The organism is Polaromonas sp. P1_F2, assembly GCF_056405735.1.
In genome coordinates this window covers 227,345-244,695 of the sequence record NZ_JBFUBN010000006.1, presented here as the reverse complement: position 1 = coordinate 244,695, position 17,351 = coordinate 227,345, and the positions used below count along the sequence as shown (strand labels likewise).

At 64.7% G+C, this 17,351-nt stretch carries 13 protein-coding genes; 10 read left to right on the top strand and 3 right to left on the bottom strand.

Annotation, left to right across the window (positions count from 1 at the left end; all coding sequences use genetic code 11):
• Positions 1-87: 87 nt before the first annotated feature.
• Positions 88-3,699: a transglutaminase family protein gene (locus tag AC1D0O_RS14445; RefSeq protein WP_477654190.1), complete on the bottom strand. Its 3,612-nt coding sequence runs from the start codon at positions 3,697-3,699 to the stop codon at positions 88-90.
• A 281-nt stretch (positions 3,700-3,980) separates the two neighbouring features.
• Here AC1D0O_RS14445 and AC1D0O_RS14440 point away from each other — a divergent pair, with 281 nt between their 5' ends.
• From AC1D0O_RS14440 to AC1D0O_RS14395, 10 genes are all read left to right on the top strand, one after another.
• Positions 3,981-6,476, top strand: coding sequence for a DNA internalization-related competence protein ComEC/Rec2 (locus AC1D0O_RS14440; protein WP_477654281.1), 2,496 nt, complete (start codon positions 3,981-3,983; stop codon positions 6,474-6,476).
• A gap of 99 nt (positions 6,477-6,575) precedes the next feature.
• The gene (locus AC1D0O_RS14435; protein WP_477654189.1) at positions 6,576-8,087 is read left to right on the top strand and encodes a circularly permuted type 2 ATP-grasp protein; all 1,512 of its coding nucleotides are present in this window, start codon (positions 6,576-6,578) and stop codon (positions 8,085-8,087) included.
• A gap of 2 nt (positions 8,088-8,089) precedes the next feature.
• A complete protein-coding gene (locus AC1D0O_RS14430) occupies positions 8,090-9,052 on the top strand; it encodes an alpha-E domain-containing protein (RefSeq protein WP_436155163.1) in 963 nt (320 codons plus the stop codon).
• 40 nt (positions 9,053-9,092) lie between these two features.
• Positions 9,093-9,920, top strand: a complete 828-nt coding sequence (locus AC1D0O_RS14425; protein WP_477654188.1) for a transglutaminase family protein — start codon at positions 9,093-9,095, stop codon at positions 9,918-9,920.
• 71 nt (positions 9,921-9,991) lie between these two features.
• Positions 9,992-10,744 (top strand): class I SAM-dependent methyltransferase, encoded by a 753-nt coding sequence (locus tag AC1D0O_RS14420; protein WP_477654187.1) that lies wholly within the window; start codon positions 9,992-9,994, stop codon positions 10,742-10,744.
• Between the two features lie 169 nt (positions 10,745-10,913).
• The gene (locus tag AC1D0O_RS14415) at positions 10,914-11,405 is read left to right on the top strand and encodes a GNAT family N-acetyltransferase (RefSeq protein WP_477654186.1); all 492 of its coding nucleotides are present in this window, start codon (positions 10,914-10,916) and stop codon (positions 11,403-11,405) included.
• 114 nt (positions 11,406-11,519) lie between these two features.
• Positions 11,520-12,014 (top strand): GFA family protein, encoded by a 495-nt coding sequence (locus AC1D0O_RS14410; RefSeq protein ID WP_477654185.1) that lies wholly within the window; start codon positions 11,520-11,522, stop codon positions 12,012-12,014.
• Between the two features lie 68 nt (positions 12,015-12,082).
• On the top strand, positions 12,083-12,259 hold the full coding sequence (locus AC1D0O_RS14405) for a hypothetical protein (protein WP_477654184.1): 177 nt from the start codon (positions 12,083-12,085) through the stop codon (positions 12,257-12,259).
• Between the two features lie 24 nt (positions 12,260-12,283).
• Positions 12,284-12,718, top strand: coding sequence for a TIGR02594 family protein (locus AC1D0O_RS14400; protein WP_477654183.1), 435 nt, complete (start codon positions 12,284-12,286; stop codon positions 12,716-12,718).
• Between the two features lie 218 nt (positions 12,719-12,936).
• Positions 12,937-13,908 carry a Bug family tripartite tricarboxylate transporter substrate binding protein gene (locus tag AC1D0O_RS14395; protein ID WP_477654182.1) on the top strand — a complete coding sequence of 324 codons (972 nt, stop codon included), beginning with the start codon at positions 12,937-12,939 and terminating at the stop codon, positions 13,906-13,908.
• A gap of 57 nt (positions 13,909-13,965) precedes the next feature.
• On the opposite strand, the gene mltB is transcribed toward AC1D0O_RS14395, so the two are convergent.
• Together mltB and AC1D0O_RS14385 are read right to left on the bottom strand one after the other, a co-directional pair.
• The gene (gene mltB / locus AC1D0O_RS14390; RefSeq protein WP_477654181.1) at positions 13,966-15,045 is read right to left on the bottom strand and encodes a lytic murein transglycosylase B; all 1,080 of its coding nucleotides are present in this window, start codon (positions 15,043-15,045) and stop codon (positions 13,966-13,968) included.
• A gap of 117 nt (positions 15,046-15,162) precedes the next feature.
• Positions 15,163-17,190 carry a transglutaminase TgpA family protein gene (locus AC1D0O_RS14385; protein WP_477654180.1) on the bottom strand — a complete coding sequence of 676 codons (2,028 nt, stop codon included), beginning with the start codon at positions 17,188-17,190 and terminating at the stop codon, positions 15,163-15,165.
• Positions 17,191-17,351 lie beyond the last annotated feature (161 nt).

Genomic DNA, 17,351 nt, shown 5'->3' with positions numbered 1-17,351 from the left:
CAAAGCGGCTATTTATGCCGCTTGCGCATGCAATTGTTGCAGCCATAAGACAGGCTGATGGGCGCCGGGGAAGGGCCCCGGCCGCCCTCAACGCAGGTCCAGCGTGAACGGGAACTCCCGGCTGGCCTGCGCCGGCGCCACGCGCATCTTGCCCGCCGTGTGGCCCATGCGGAAAAAGCGCGTGAGGCGGCGGCTTTCGGCCTCGTACGAATTGACCGGCAAGGTGTCGTAGCTGCGCCCGCCCGGGTGCGCCACGTGGTATTGGCAGCCGCCCAGCGAGCGTTCCATCCAGGTGTCGACGATGTCGAAAGTCAGCGGTGCATGCACGCCGATGGACGGGTGCAGGGCCGAAGGCGGGTTCCAGGCCTTGTAGCGCACGCCGGCCACGTATTCGCCGACGCGGCCCGTGCTTTGCAGCGGCAGGGCGCGGCCGTTGACGGTGACCACGTAGCGGTTGTCGTTGAGGCCGGTGACGTGCACCTCGATGCGCTCCAGCGAGGAGTCGACGTAGCGCACGGTGCCGCCGGCCGAGCCTTCCTCGCCCATCACGTGCCAGGGTTCCAGCGCGCTGCGCAGCGTCAGCTCAATGCTGTTGGATTTGACCTGGCCGATCAGCGGGAAGCGGAACTCGAAATGCGGTTCGAACCAGGCCATGTCGAAGGGGTAGCCGGCTTCGCGCAGCTCGGTCAGCACGTCTTCAAAGTCCATGCGGATAAAGCCGGGCAGCAGGAAGCGGTCATGCAGTTCGGTGCCCCAGCGCGTGACGCGGCCGTGGTAGGGCTTGTTCCAGAAGCGTGCCACCAATGCGCGCAGCAGCAGCTGCTGGGCGATGCTCATGCGCGCATGCGGCGGCATTTCGAAGGCGCGCAGCTCCAGCAGGCCCAGGCGTCCGGTGGCGGAGTCGGGCGAATACATCTTGTCGATGCAGAACTCGCTGCGATGGGTGTTGCCGGTGACGTCGACCAGGATGTTGCGCAAGGTGCGGTCCACCAGCCAGGGCGGCATGTCGGCGCCGTACTTCTTGCGGTTGTTTTCGATCTCGCGCAAGGCGATTTCCAGTTCGTAGAGCTGGTCGTTGCGGGCCTCGTCCACGCGCGGCGCCTGGCTGGTCGGGCCTATGAACATGCCCGAGAACAGATAGCTCAGCGAAGGGTGGTTGTGCCAGTAGGCGATCAGGCTGCCCAGCACCTCGGGTTTGCGCAGGAAGGGGCTGTCGGCCGGCGTGGCGCCGCCCAGCACGAAGTGGTTGCCGCCGCCGGTGCCGGTGTGCCGGCCGTCGGTCATGAATTTTTCGGCCGACAGGCGCGTCTCGTGCGCGATCTTGTAGAGGAACTCGGTGTGTTCCACCAGTTCGCCCCAGTTGTAGGCCGGGTGGATGTTGACCTCGATGACGCCCGGATCCGGCGTGACCTGCAGCATTTTCAGGCGCGGGTCGCGCGGCGGCGGATAGCCTTCGAGCACGATGCTCACGCCCAGCGATTGCGCCGTGGCTTCCACCGCGGCCAGCAGGTCCAGGTAGTCTTCCAGCCGCTCCATGGGCGGCATGAAGACGTAGATCGCGCCGGTTTCGCCGCGGCCTGATTTGTTGGCCTTGCTGTCGGGGTCGGCCTTGGGTTTGTCCTTGGGGCCGTTGGCACGCTGCGGGTCGCGTACTTCGACGCACAGCGCGGTGCGCGTCAGCCAGGCGGCCGATTCAAAAGGCTTGGGCGCGCGGTCGTCCAGGGGCGCGGCTGCTTCGGGCGAGGCGCCGGCGGGTTTTCCGTCCGCGCCTTGGGCTCCGTTCGTACCGGCATTGCCCAGCGGGCGGAACTGCAGGATGCGGCTGGCCTGCGTCAGTGCTGTATTGCCGGCCATGTAGCGCGCCATGTATTGCGCGAGTGAACTGGCACTGCCGCCCGCGGAGGGCGCCACCGGCGTGGCGCCGCGGGCCGCGCTGAAGCTGCCGTTGTAGCGCGCGGCCAATGCCGAAGCGGCCGGCAGCTCCTGGCGCGGCGCAAACGGGTCGGCCTCGATCATGTAGGGGTAGTCTGTCTTGGACACCCAGGGCACGGAATCCAGCGGCAGCCGGTAGCCCATGGGCGAGTCGCCCGGCATCAAATACATGCGCTCCTCGCGGAAGAACCAGGGGCCTGTGGTCCATTTCGGGCCGGCCAGCGAAGGCGAGGCACCGGCGTTTCTCTGCTTGAGCTGCTCCTTGGTCTGCAGCGGCAGCACGTAACCCACGACGGAATCCAGGCCCTGCATGAAGACGCGGCGCAGGCGCTCGCGCTCCATGGCGTCGTCCAGCTTCGAATCAAAGGGGTCGACATTGACCGGCAGTTTGCGCTCGCGCCAGAGGTAGTACCAGGTGTCTTCATAGCCCGGCGTGATGTAGGTGGTGGCCAGGCCCAGCTTGCCCGCCAGGGTCTGCACAAAACGCTGCGCGTCGGCGCTGGTGTAGTGGCAAGGCTGGCGCTCGTCGGCGAACAGGTCGGGGTTTTGCCAGATCGGCTGGCCGTCCTTGCGCCAGAAGATGCTCAGCGCCCAGCGCGGCAATTGCTCGCCCGGGTACCACTTGCCCTGGCCGAAATGCAGGAAACCGCCTTCGCCGTATTCGGCGCGCAGCTTCTGCACGAGTTCGGTCGCATAGCCGCGTTTGGTCGGGCCCAGGGCGTCGATGTTCCATTCGGCCGCGTCGCGGTCGGTGGTGGCCACAAAGGTCGGCTCGCCGCCCATGGTCAGGCGCACGTCGCCGGCGGCGAGATCCTGGTCGACCTTTTCGCCCAGCGCCAGCACCTCCTGCCACTGCTCCTCGGTATAGGGCTTGGTCACACGCGGCGATTCGTAGATGCGTTGCACCGCCATCTGGTGCTCGAACTCGACCTCGGATTTGTCGACGCCGCCTTCGACAGGCGCGGCGCTCGAGGGCTCGGGCGTGCAGGCCAGCGGGATGTGGCCTTCGCCCGCCATCAGGCCCGAGGTCGGGTCCAGGCCCACCCAGCCGGCGCCGGGCAGAAAGACTTCGCACCAGGCGTGCAGGTCGGTGAAGTCGGCTTCGGCGCCGCTGGGGCCGTCGATGGATTTGACGTCGGCCTTGAGCTGGATCAGGTAGCCCGAGACAAAACGCGCGGCCAGGCCCATGTGGCGCAGCAGCTGTACCAGCAGCCAGCCGGTGTCGCGGCAGGAGCCGCAGGCCAGGCGCAGGGTCTCTTCGGGCGTCTGCACGCCGGGCTCCATGCGGATGGAGTATTTGATGTCCGACTGCAGACCCTGGTTCAGGCCCACCAGGAAGTCGATGGTGCGCTTGGGCGTGCGGTCGATTTTTTCGAGGTAGCGCTTGAGCAGCGGCGTCGCCGGCTGGGTGGCCAGGTAGGGTGCGAGTTCGCGGGCCTGCAGCGCGTTGTAGGTGAAGGGGAACTCCTCGGCGGCGGGCTCCAGGAAGAAGTCGAACGGGTTGAACACCGCCATCTCGACAACCAGGTCCACCGTCACCTTGAACTCGCGTGTCGGCTCGGGAAACACCAGGCGGGCCTGGTAATTGGCAAACGGGTCCTGCTGCCAGTTGATGAAATGCCCGGCGGGCTCGACCTTGAGGGAATAGGACAGCACCTGCGTGCGGCTGTGCGGTGCGGGCCGCAGGCGGACCACCTGGGGGCCGAGTTTCACCAGCCGGTCGTATTTGTAGTGGGTGATGTGGCTCAGGGCAACGTGGATGGACAAGGCAACCTCGCTTAAAAAAATAACAGGGCGCTACACACCGCCGGAAAAATAAACCCATCACAGGCCGCCACATCATGCAGCCTGGACATTAGGACGCGTAGACAGCTTACCCGGATTTGACGGCATTTCTGAAAGCAAGAGCTGCGCCATATGCGGAGTTTGCATGGCCCGCTGTCGGCTCTTTGCCTGGGCCTCCCGTTAAACAGGTTCAAAAAAAGCAAAAAAAGTAAGGGGAGGCGGCTTTGGGCTTAGCTGTATTCATCGTGTCACGGCCAGGTGCCATAAGCCCGGGGCCTGTTCTGGCCGGTTTCATCTCGGGCACGGCCCTGCAATTGCAGCAATCCGCGTTATGGCCGCAGCCTGGCTATGTCCTGTGTTCCCTGCTGGCTGCCGCGGCGGCCGGGCTTTTGTGGCGTTTTGGCAGGCGCGCGATAAAACCTCCATGGGGCAGGGCGATGCTCGCGTTTGCCCTGGCGGTGTTGCTGGGATGGGGCTCGGCCGGCTGGCGGGCCTGCGTTTTCCAGTCCACGGCGCTGGATCCGGCCCTGGAAGGCCGCGACATCGAGGTCACCGGCAGCGTGCTGGCCATGCCGCAGCCCGGCGAGGACGGCCTGCGCTTTCGCCTCGGCATCGAGTCCGCCCGCCTGGACGGCCGCAAGCTCACCCTGCCGCCACAAATCCTGCTGGGCTGGTATTCGGGCTTTGCCGGGCGCGAGCCTCGCCCCCTGGCCCAGGATGCGGACCCCTTCGAAGCGGCGCTGGCCCTGCAGCGCCAGCCGCAGGCCTTGCGCGCCGGCGAACGCTGGCGCATGACGGTGCGGCTCAAGGCGCCGCACGGCAACAGCAACCCGCACGGCTTCGACTACGAGCTGTGGCTGTGGGAGCAGGGCATACAGGCCACCGGCTATGTGCGTGCCGGCGTGCACGACGCGCCACCCGAAAAACTTTCCAGCAGCTGGCGGTACCCTGTGGAGCAAGCCCGGCAGGTGGTGCGCGAGAAAATTTTCGCGCGTGTGGAGAACCGCCAGTGGGCCGGCATCATCGCCGCGCTGGTGGTCGGCGACCAGAACGCCATTGAGCGGGCCGACTGGGATGTGTTTCGGGCCACCGGTGTCGCACACCTGATGAGCATTTCCGGCCTGCACATCACGATGTTCGCCTGGGCCGCCTCGCTGCTGGTCGGCGGCTTGTGGCGGCGTTCCGTGCGCCTCACGCCCCGGCTGTGCCTGGCGCTGCCGGCGGCAGGCGCCGGCGCGCTGGGCGGGCTCATGCTGGCGGTTCTGTACGCGCTGTTTTCAGGCTGGGGCGTGCCCGCGCAGCGAACCATCTGGATGCTGGCTACCGTGATCCTGCTACGCCAGGGCGGCCGGCAGTGGCCTTGGACGCAAACCTGGCTGCTGGCCATGGCTGTGGTGGTGGCCATAGACCCCTGGGCTTTGATGCAGGCCGGCTTCTGGCTCTCTTTTGTAGCGGTTGGCGTGCTGTTTGCGACGGACGCGGGCGCAGGCCATGCGCGGGATGAAGGGACGGACTCTTCGGGCGCATCGCGGACGGGATGGCGGCGGCTCGGCCCGCGCTGGCTGGCCGGCCTGGCACGCGCCGTGCGCGAGCAATGGGTGGTGACGCTCGCGCTCACGCCCTTGTCGCTGCTGTTGTTCAACCAGGTCTCGCTGGTCGGCCTGCTGGCCAATGCCGTGGCCATTCCGGCCGTGACCTTGCTGATCACGCCGCTGGCCCTGCTGGGCGTGCTTTGGGCGCCGGCCTGGGCTGCCACGGCGGGCTGTGTCAGCGTGCTGGCGCTGTTCCTGCAGTGGCTGGCGGCCTGGCCCATGGCCTCGATCAGTGTGGCCGCGGCGCCGCTGTGGTGCGCCGCCGCGGGTGTGGCGGGCGGCGGTTTGCTGGCCACACGCCTGCCCTGGCACTGGCGCGTGCTCGGCATGCCGCTGCTGCTGCCCGTGCTGCTGTGGCAGCCGCTGCGGGTCGCGCCCGGGCAGTTTGAACTGCTGGCGGCCGACATAGGACAGGGCAATGCGGTGCTGGTGCGCACCGCGGCCCACAGCCTGCTCTACGACGCCGGCCCGCGTTTTTCGCGCGAAAGCGATGCCGGCCACCGCGTGCTGGTGCCGCTGCTGCGCGCGCTCGGCGAACGGCTGGACGTCCTCATGATCAGCCACCGCGACATCGACCACATAGGCGGGGCGGCTGCGGTGCTGGCGATGCAGCCGGGAGCCCGGTTCCTCAGTTCGATTGAAGACACCCACCCGTTGCAGTCCCTGCGCAAGGCTGAACGCTGTATGGCCGGCCAGCGCTGGGAATGGGATGGCGTGCAATTCGAGCTGCTGCACCCGGCCGCCGCGGCCTACGATGCGGCCGCCAAGCCCAATGCCATGAGCTGTGTGCTGCGTATCTCCAACGGCAGCCGCACGGCCTTGCTGGTGGGTGACATCGAAGCGCCCCAGGAAGCCGCGCTCGTTGCCAGCGCGCCGGCCAGCCTCCAAGCCGACTTCCTGCTGGTGCCCCACCACGGCAGCAAGACCTCGTCGACCGCGGCCTTCCTCGATGCCGTGCAGCCGCAATGGGCCATGGCGCAGGCCGGCTACCGCAACCGCTTCGGCCACCCGGCAGAGGCCGTGGCGGCGCGCTACGAGGCGCGCGGCATACACCTTGTGAAGTCTGCACCCTGCGGCGCGGCGCTGTGGGACAGCCGGCATCCGGATGCCCTGCGTTGCCAGCGGGAGGAGGGCAAACGCTACTGGCATCATGTGCCTGGGCGTTAAATCTTAAAAATTGGTGGAGGCCTGCGCCGCCTTGGCGCATAACTTGCTAAGCTACGTCAAAACAGTGCCCTGAGCAAAAACTTGCTGGAGATCAAGCCAATGAGCCGACCGATGTTTGATGAAATGAATGCCACGGAATCCAGCGTCCGTGAACACTACCAGGGCTACCAGCGCTGGCTGGCCAAACAGCCGGCCGACGTGATGCAGGCGCGCCGCGCCGAAGCCGAGATGATTTTCCGCCGCGTCGGCATCACTTTTGCCGTCTACGGGGCCAAGGACGAGGACGGCGCCGGCACCGAACGCCTGATTCCCTTCGACCTGATCCCGCGCATCATTCCCGCGCACGAGTGGGCCAGCATGGAAAAAGGCCTGGTGCAGCGCGTCACGGCGCTCAACCGCTTCATCCACGACGTCTACCACGGCCAGGAAATCATCAAGGCCGGCGTCATCCCATCCGAGCAGATCTTCCAGAACGCGCAGTTCCGCCCCGAAATGATGGGTGTCGACGTTCCCGGCAACATCTATTCGCACATCAGCGGCATCGACATCGTGCGCGCGCCCAATGCCCAGGGCGAGGGCGAGTACTACGTGCTCGAGGACAACCTGCGCGTGCCCAGCGGCGTGAGCTACATGCTCGAAGACCGCAAGATGATGATGCGGCTGTTCCCCGAGCTTTTCAGCCAGAACCGTGTCGCGCCCGTTGCCCATTACCCCGACCTGCTGCTCGAAACCCTGCGCGGCATGGCGCCGCCGGCCACGGCCGAGCCCACGGTGGTGGTGCTCACGCCCGGCATGTACAACTCGGCTTATTTCGAGCATGCCTTCCTCGCGCAGCAGATGGGCGTGGAGCTGGTCGAAGGCCAGGACCTCTTCGTCAAGGACAACTTCGTCTACATGCGCACCACGCGCGGCCCCAAACGCGTCGACGTGATCTACCGCCGCGTCGACGACGACTTCCTCGACCCGCTGGCCTTTCGCCCGAATTCGACGCTGGGCTGCGCGGGCCTGCTCAACGTCTACCGCAGCGGCAATGTCTCGCTGTGCAATGCCATAGGTACGGGTGTGGCCGACGACAAGTCCATCTACCCCTATGTGCCCAAGATGATCGAGTTCTACCTCGGCGAAAAACCCATCCTCAAGAACGTGCCCACTTACATGTGCCGCAACAACGAGGATTTGCAGTACACCCTGGCCAACCTCAAGGACCTGGTCGTCAAGGAAGTGCACGGCGCCGGCGGTTACGGCATGCTGGTCGGCCCGGCCGCCACCAAGGCCGAGATCGAGGAATTCCGCGCCGCCTTGCTGGCCAATCCATCCGGCTACATCGCCCAGCCCACGCTGAGCCTTTCCACCTGCCCGACTTATGTCGAAAGCGGCATCGCGCCGCGCCACATCGATTTGCGGCCTTTTGTGCTGAGCGGCAAGGAAGTACAGATGGTGCCCGGCGGCCTCACGCGCGTGGCGCTGAAAGACGGCTCGCTGGTGGTCAACTCGTCGCAGGGCGGCGGCACCAAGGACACCTGGATTCTGGAAGGGCCGTCATCGCCCGTGGCGTTCCAGTCTCAATTGCAGTCGCAGTCGCAGTCATCGTCCAAAGTGGGAGGAGCGTAATCATGTTGTCTCGTACTGCCGATCACCTTTTCTGGATGTCTCGCTACACGGAGCGGGCCGAGAATACCGCCCGGATGCTGGACGTCAACTACCAGACCTCCTTGCTGCCGCAATCGGCCGCCGTCGTGCAGGGCGGCTGGCAAAGCCTGCTGAGCATCAGTGAGCTCAAGCCTTCCTATGCTGCCAAGTACGGCGACAGCATCAACCCGCGCGAGGTCATGGACTTCATGGTGCGCGACGAGCAGAACTCCTCGAGCATCGTCTCCTGCCTGCAGAACGCGCGTGAAAACGCCCGTGCCGTGCGCGGCACCTTGACCACCGAAGTCTGGGAAACCCAGAACCAGACCTACCTGGAAGTCATACGCATGCTGCGCAACGGCGACTTCGAGCGCGACCCCGGCCAGTTTTTTGAATGGGTCAAGTTCCGCTCCCATTTGTCACGCGGCGTCACGGCCGGCACCATGCTGCAGGACGAGGCCTTTCATTTCCTGCGCCTGGGCACCTTCCTGGAACGCGCCGACAACACCGCCCGTCTGGTCGACGTGAAATTCCACGCGGTGCAGAACGATTTTCTCGGCACCGACGGCGAGAAGGACCAGGAGTACGACTTCTACCACTGGAGTGCGATCCTGCGCAGCGTCTCCGGCTTCGAGGTCTACCGCAAGGTCTACCGCGACGTCATCAAGCCCGAACGCGTGGCTGAACTGCTGATCCTGCGGCCCGACATGCCGCGCTCGCTGCTGGCCTGCCTCAACGAGCTCATGAGCAACCTCGCCATGGTGACCAGCGACACGGCCAGCGAAACCCAGCGCCGCGCCGGCAAGCTGCGTGCCGACCTGCAGTACGCCCGCATCGATGAAATCCTCGCCACCGGCTTGCACGCCTTCCTGACCCAATTTTTGGACCGCGTCAACGAGATAGGCGCGCACATCAGCCGCGAGTTTCTTGTCCCGGCAACCCACTGAACACCGCATGCGCCGCAAGAGGCAGAAAGGCTAGCTGCCTATGAAACTGCATGTACGGCACATCACCGACTACCGGTACACCGAGCCGCTGCGCTATGCGCTGCAAACCCTGTGGCTCACGCCGCAGTCCGGCCCGGCGCAAACGGTGGACTACTGGAGCCTGGGCGCCCCCGAAAAGCTGTTCACCCAGCGCGACGCCTTCGGCAACACCATCAGTTCCTACACCTTTGTCGGCAAGGATGCCGACAACGTGCGCTGGAGCCTGGTCAATGCGGCCGGTGACGTTGAAACCCTGGGCGTGGCCGAGTTCAATGATGCGGAGACCCTGCCGCACCCTTATTTCTTTTTGCGTGCCACCCACCTGGCCGAACCGCACTGGGAACTCGCCGAATTCGGACGTCGCTTTATTCCGCAAAGCCTGGACGGCAGGGCTGACCTGCAGGCCTTGCTGGCCCTGAGCAAGGGCGTGGCCGACGCGGTGAGCTACCGCAAGAACAGCACCAGCGTGACCACCACCGCGCTCGAGGCCTTCAAGTCAGGGGCCGGCGTCTGCCAGGACCAGGCCCACGTGATGGTCGCCATCTGCCGCAGCCTGGGCTACCCGGCGCGTTATGTCAGCGGCTACTTCTACGCCGCCAACGAACCCGACCTGGCCAGCCATGCCTGGTGCGACGTCTGCCTGGACGTCGCCACCCGCCGCTGGGTCAGCATAGACGTGACCCACAGCTGCCTCATCGACCAGCGCCACGTGCGCCTGGCCATGGGCACCGACTACAACGCCTGCCCGCCCATCAAGGGTGTGCGCCAGGGCGGCGGGGAAGAGTCCATGACGGTGGAGATCACGATTCAGCCGGTTGTGGGAAACTAAAAGCTTTCCGATTCCACCAACCATCCAGAGCTTGAGGTGGCCTTCCTGCCTCGCGATGCGCGTAAAACTCCATGAAGACAGACAAAACGGTTTGCCCGGTCTGCAGTGCCAATTGCACACTGCTTGATCCCGTCGATTTCAACACCTCATGCCACCCCAATAACTTTGGGCTTTCCGGCGAGCCTGTGACTTACGCAATTTGCCAGAACTGTGCTTTTTGTTTCGCGCCGGAGATCTGCACGTGGAGCCTGCAGGAGTTCGAGGAAAAAATCTACAACGATCATTACGTTGCTGTCGACCCCGACTACCTCGAAGCCCGACCAAAAGCCAACGCAACCATGCTTCGCGCCGGATTCGGCAATCTGCATCCCGCCCTCAGGCATCTCGACTATGGCGGCGGCAATGGCACGCTGTCCAGGCTGTTGCGCGAAATCGATTGGCCATCCACCTCATATGACCCTTTTGTGGATAGAGACCTCAGGGTTGAGACGCTGGGCAAGTTCGACCTTATTACCGCCTTTGAGGTGTTTGAGCATGTTCCGGACGTCGGGGCGTTGATGGCCAACCTCAAGAAACTGATGTCACCGGAGAGTGTGCTTCTGTTCTCGACCTTGACGTCTGACGGGCATATCCAGGCCGGCCAGCCACTCAGCTGGTGGTATGCCGCACCACGCAATGGGCACATCAGCCTTTTCTCATCGCGCAGCCTGGCGCTCCTGGCGCAGAGCCATGGGCTTCACTTCGGCAGTTTTTCGGAAGGTTTCCATGCCTTCTACCAAGATATACCGCCTTGGGCCGTCCAGCCTCTCACCGAGCTTCAATGATGTGGTGTGATGTAAGTACGCTCTTCTTTGGAGCGCTGATGCGCGCGTCGCCATTCGGCTGACGTCCGGGTCAAGCCTGGCCTGTGCCCCTGGGGGCGACCATGCAGGATGCGCTTCATCAATTCCCATCCGTTGTGCTTGTCTTGCAACAATGCAGTACGCTTTCGCCATGACCGACATCAAGCCCGCAATCTTCCCCGACGACCTTGAGCATGTCGTCGCCATCCTTCGGGAGTACGTCGCCAGCCCCAGCGTGAGCCTGGCCTTCCAGAATTACGAGGCGGAATTCGCTGCCTTGCCCGGAAAGTACGCGGCGCCTGACGGCCGCCTGCTTCTCGCGTGGAAAGGGCCGGTTGTCGTCGGGTGTGCCGCGCTTCGCCGCGTTGACGCAAGCACCTGTGAAATGAAGCGCGTCTATGTGCGGCCGGATGCGAGAGGCGAAAGCCTTGGCCGGCGGCTCATAGAGCGCATCCTTGATGAAGCGCGGGCTGCGGGCTATTCCCGCATCTGCCTCGATGTCTTGCCGGAGTTCGCTGCGGCACAGCGCATCTACGAATCCCTGGGTTTTCAAGCTTCGGCACCCGTCACCTTCAATCCCGTTCCCGGCACCAAATACCTCGCCCTCGAACTTTCCCCGTCACGGCTTGCGGATGCTGCCTGAACCATCAGTTGAGAGTGCGCCTTGCGAGAGGCTTTGCCCGCCTGCAGGCGCTATACCCGCCAAAGAATAAACGTATACGTGCGGCTTTTCAGACAGGGCCAACGTTAGACCAAAATGCGCTACCCCGATTCACCACCTCCATGGACCGGCAGCTGCCTTTGCAAAAAGGTGCAGTATCAGCTGACCGCGCATCCGCTGACGTTCTACGCGTGTCATTGCACGGACTGCCAGCGGCGCTCCGGCAGCAGCATGCGACTGGCCATGTGGGTTGATCGTTCGGCGCTGGAGGTCACGCAGGGAAGCCCGCAGCTCCTGACGTTTGATATGGGAAATGGGCGCCAGCGCAGGGCGAGGGTGTGCATTGATTGCGATACCCGGTTGTGGGCGGAACCGGCCGACAAGCCAACCATGGCGACGCTGCTACCCGGCACATTGCATAACGCACGGGACTTTGAACCTGTTGCGCACATTTGGACAAAAAGTGCGCTTTCCTGGGTTGTGATTCCACCGGGCGTTGCCGTGTACGAAACCTACCCTGATCGACCGGGAGAACTTACCAGGCTGTGGCAGGAGGCGATGCAAGGGCGTGGCTCCGGCGATGCAAACTAAGCACTGGTCGAATCTGCAAATTGCGGCAGGCTGAATTTCCCCGTCCTCCAACATCTCAACATCAGACCTTGATCCATGACGACAACGGCGCTCTCCTTATCATCGACGTTCAGACGGCCCTTTGCTCCGGTGAGGGCGAGGCCTTTGAAAGCCGGCGCGTTATCGACAGAATCAACCAGGTGTCCGCCAAGGCGCGCGCCGCTCTTTGGGCCGAGAGCCACTCCGCAGCTTGCGTGCGAAATTGAGGTTACGGCTTGCGCCTGACTTTTATGCAGCAACCACCCTGGATCCCAATCGCCTTTGCCGAAGCCGGCGTTCGCACCTTTCCCGTGGGCCAGAGCAACCCCCGGGTCACCGAATACCACGCACTGACGAATATTCGCGGGTATGACGACAAGGCTTCCTGGTGCTCGTCCTTCGTCAACTGGTCGCTGGCCCAGGCCGGCATTCCCGGCACCGGCTCAGCGTTGGCGCGTTCGTGGCTGGAGTGGGGTGAACCCCTGGAGACACCCGTGCCCGGCTGCATCGCCGTGCTGTCGCGCGAAGACCCCGGCGGCTGGAAAGGCCATGTCGGCTTTTTCCTTCGCGCCGATGCGGAGTATGTGTATTTGTGGGGCGGCAACCAGCTGGATGAGGTGCGTGAGCATTTTTATCCGCTGTCGGCGGTGCTGGCTTATCGCTGGCCTTTGGGCAAGACGGACTGACGATTTCACTCCTGAGCGGAGCCGGACTGAGGTGTTTCGCTCTCAACCTTCGGTGAGTTTGTGATATCCGGCCCGGCCTGGCATCCATGTCGCACGGCGTATGTGGGACCTCGGGTCCCAACGGCTGCCCCCTACGGGAAACCACCAGTCCCCATTGGCAGCAGATTGACAGTTACGCACATTAAGGTCGGGGACACCACAGATATCAAGGATTCCCCATGAAACGCCGCCACCTCCTGCAAGCCACTTCGGTTGTCATCGCTCTGCCCTCGCTGGCCTGGGCCCAGGACAAATACCCCAGCAAACCCATCACGCTGATCTGTCCCTACTCGGCAGGCGGCAATGCCGACCAGCGCTCGCGCCAGATCGGCCGCTTCCTTTCCACGGCGCTGAACCAGCCGGTGCTTGTGGATAACAAGCCAGGCGCAGGCGGCAACATCGGGACCGAGGCCGTTGCCCATGCGAAACCGGACGGCTACGTTATCGGCATGGGAAATTTCGCTCCGCTGGCGGTCAACCCAACCATGTTCAAGAAAATGAACTTCGACCCCGCCAAAGAGCTGGTGCCGGTCTGCCTGATCGAAAAGGGGCCGCTGGTGCTGATGGTGCCCGCGAGCTCCCAGTTCAAGAGCGTGAAGGACATCATCGCCGCCGCCAAGGCCAACCCCGGCAAGCTGTCGTTTGCCTCCGGCGGCTTGGGCGGCTCGCACCATCTGTCGGGCGAGATGTTCAAGTCGCTGGCCGGCCTGTCCATCACCCACATTCCTTACAAGGGCGGAGCGCCCGCCACGACCGACCTGATGGGCGGCCAGGTGGACATGATGTTCGAGCAGATGTATTCGGCCGCACCTTCGATCCGCGCCGGCAAGCTGCGCGCGCTGGCCATCACCAGCAAGACGCGTTCGCCGCTGTTTCCCGATGTGCCCACCATGGCCGAGGCCGGCGTGCCGGGCTTCGAGGTGCAGAACTGGCAAGGGCTGGTAGCGCCGGCCGGAACGCCCGCGGCCCTCATCAAGTTGCTCAATGAAACCGTCAACAAGGCGCTCGCCGACCCGACCATCAAGGAGCAGATGCTGGGCCAGGGCAACGAACTCGGCGGCGGTACACCCGAGCAGTTCGCTGCCCTGATCAAGTCGGAGGCGGATCGCTGGGGCAAGCTGGTCAAGAGCGCAAACATCAGGCCCGAATAGCACGGCTGGGCCGGCGTGATCCTGATATGGCCGGCCTGCGCTAAGCCGGTCACGGCATCACTGCCTCACCCGCGCCGCCACTTCCCGCCCCAGCTCAATCACCGCCATCGCGTAATAGCTGCTCCAGTTGTAGCGTGTGATGGCGTAAAAGTTTTCGGTGCCGGCCACGTACTGCGGGGCGTCCTGGCCGTTGAGCAGTTCGATCAGCGCGAGCGGGCCGGGGTGTTGCAGGGCGGGGCCTTCGAGCACCGCGCCTTTGGCGCTGAAGCTGGCAACGCTGAAGGTCGGCAGGATGTCGGGCGCCATCAGTGCGACCATGTCGAGGTTGCTTTTGTCGAAGCTGACCGGGTAGTGCGTGGGCATGCCGGGCTGCCAGTTGAAGGCCTTGAAGTAGCTCGCGACGGAGCCGATCACGTCGGCGGGGCTGTTCCAGAGGTCGATGTTGCCGTCGCCGTCGAAATCGACGGCGTACTTGACCCAGCTCGAGGGCATGAACTGCGGCATGCCCATGGCGCCGGCAAAGCTGCCGCGCGCGTCGAAGGGGCTGGCTTCGCGCCGGCTTTGCAAGGTCAGGAACTGTTCGATCTCGCCCTTGAAGAATTCGCTGCGCTCCCTGGCGCGGGGATGATTGGCCGGGAAGTCGAAGGCCAGTGTGGTGAGTGCGTCCATTACGCGAAAGCTGCCTGTGTCGCGGCCGTAGATGGTTTCCACGCCGATGATGCCGACGATGATCTCGGCGGGCACGCCGTATTCCTTTTCGGCGCGCTCCAGGGTCTGCTGGTTTTCCAGCCAGAAGCGGCGGCCGGCATCAATGCGCACCGGGTCGATGAAACGGCTGCGGTAGACCCGCCAGTTCTTGACGAAAGCCTTGGTGGGCGGCTGCATCAGGCGCGCGACGGTGGCGTTGTAGCGCGACTGGCCTATGGCGTCGCGCACCCAGTCGGGGTCCAGGTCGCGGCGAGCGGCCATGTCGTCGGCGAACTGCATGGCCTCGGGCCGCGTCGAATACAAGGGGCCCTGGGTTTGCGCGGCGTTGGCCGAGACTTTTTTCCGGGCGGGCTGGGTGTCTCCGGCCCAGGCGGAGCAGGCCAGGGCCGCCGTCAGCAAAAGGGCAAGTCCGGAGCGGTGAAGGGGCATGGCGCGGCGATCAGGGAGGAGGTAAAGCAAGCCCGATTTTAAGAGCCATTCACAAAACCCGGCGAAGCGGTCCTGGCAAGGCGGCGCAACAACGCCAGGAGGGTTGTGTGAATGGCTCTACGCAGGCCATGCCAGCCGGCTGAACTCTTCCCGGAGTGCCTGAAGTTGCGGCGGTGCTTTGCCCGCAGCGGCCGGCGCGGCGGCGTAGCGCAGCTGCTCCAGGCGCAGCAGCCAATCGGCCAGGGCCTGGGCGGCGCTGCCTGGCTGCTGGCCGTAGCGGGCCAGCACCTCCTGTGCGAGCTGGCGCGGTGAACTGGCCGGCGTGCTGGGAATGCCGGCCTTGTCCAGCCGCTTGCGCGCGCGGGCCAGCAGGCGCACCCAGGGGTCGTGCTGGGCGCGGTCCCACAAGGTCCAGCCGGCACCCAGCAGGGCGGCTGTCACGATGATGGCAATCAGGACATAGCTCAGGTCTTCCCAGCTGGGCGACTCAAAGCCGAGGTTTTTCAGCAGGTCGAGCTGCCGGCCCTGGGTGTAGTTGAGCACCCACTGGTTCCAGTTGTTGTTGGCCGCTTCCCAGAACAGGCGTAACTGGGTCATGAACGTCGGGCTGAAGGAACCCAGGGCCCGCGCGACAGCGCCTTGCGGCACCACCAGCCGTTCGAACTCACCGATCCGCGCGGGCGCGACCACCGAGGTCGGGTCCACACGTATCCAGCCGCGGCCCGACTGCCAGACCTCGGCCCAGGCGTGGGCGCTGCTCTGGCGCACCACCCAGAAACCGTCGACGCTGTTGACTTCCCCGCCCTGGTAGCCGGTGACGATGCGTGCCGGAACGTCCATGGCGCGCATCAGGATGACAAAGGCCGAAGCGATGTGCTCGCAAAAGCCCTGCTTGCGGTCGAACCAGAATTCGTCGGCCGTGTGCTGGCCGTAAACACCAGGCTCCAGCGTGTAGGTGTAGCCGCCGGTGCGCAGGCGTTCCAGCACCACCTCCACCAGCCGGGCGGTGTCCGCGCCTCGCAGGCGCGGGTCGCCGCGTATTTCACTGGCCAGCGCCAGGGTGCGGGGATTGAATCCGGATGGCAGGTCCCTGAACTCCTGCAGGCCCGGCACGGATTGCAGCGGGCCGTGCTGGAAGGCGGGGTAGCTCTGGGCCTTGTAGCGCACGAGGTCGGTGAAAGGGCGGTTGGCCAGCCACTGGAGGTCGGGCTGCATCGCGCTTTGGTAGCCGGCCGGCAGCGCGGGGTTTTGCACCGCCGCTTCCATCACGAACAGCCAGGGGCGGTTGGTGGGCTCCAGCGTGACTTCGTAGTTGAGTGGTTCGCCCGAGACCGCCAGATCGGCCGTCACGCCGTAGCGCGCCGCCGCGTTCAGGCGCGCGGGCCGCCACTCGACGCCGTCGAAACTGGACAGCACCGGGCCGCGAAAGTACATGTCCTGCTTGCGCGGCGGCGCGCCCTCGAACTTGATGCGCAGGGCCACGCTTTCATCGAGCGCCAGTTTTGCGATGGTGCCCACCTGCATGCTGGAGCTCAGGCCGCTTCGCCCCGTCATGGCGTCGCCGGGCACTCCCCACAAAGGCGCCAACCGCGGGAACAGCATGAACAGCACCAGCATGATGGGCGTGCCCAGCAGTGCCATCCAGCCGGCGGTTTTGGCGGCCTGAGCCAGCGGCGGCCTGCCGACCGGCATGTGCGCGTTGACCAGCATGGTCAGCAGGCCCAGCAGGCCCACCACCATGCTGAAGGCCGTCAGCAGGGACTGCGAGTAGAAAAAATTGCTCAGCATGCAAAAGAAGCCGAGGAAAAACACAACGAACGCGTCGCGCCGCGCGCGCAGCTCCAGCGTCTTGAGCGTCAGCAGCACCACCAGCATGGTCACGCCCGCGTCGCGGCCCAGCAGCGAGCGATGCGAGATCCATGTCGCGCTGATGGTGAGGGCCAGCAGCGCCAGCAGCCAGTACTTGCCCGGCAGCGGCCGCGCCAGCACGGCCAGCCGGCCGCGCCAGAGCAGCACGGCGGCTGCGAGGGCGCTGCACCAGAGGGGGAGTTCGTTGACCTGCGGTAGGAGGATCCAGGCTATGACTGCCAGCAGGAATAGGGTGTCGCGGGCGTCGCGAGGCAGGGAGTTGAGGCGGCTCAGCATGGGTTCTCCTGCTGGCCGCCTGGCAAGGCGGGGACGTTGAAAGCTGTCGATTGCTTTGGCGGGTGTGCTCTTTGCTGAGGCTTGCTGGCCGGGGTTGCCCGGCGGCAAGTAACTTTCTTTTGCTTCGCCAAAAGAAAGTCACCAAAGAAAAGGCGACCCGC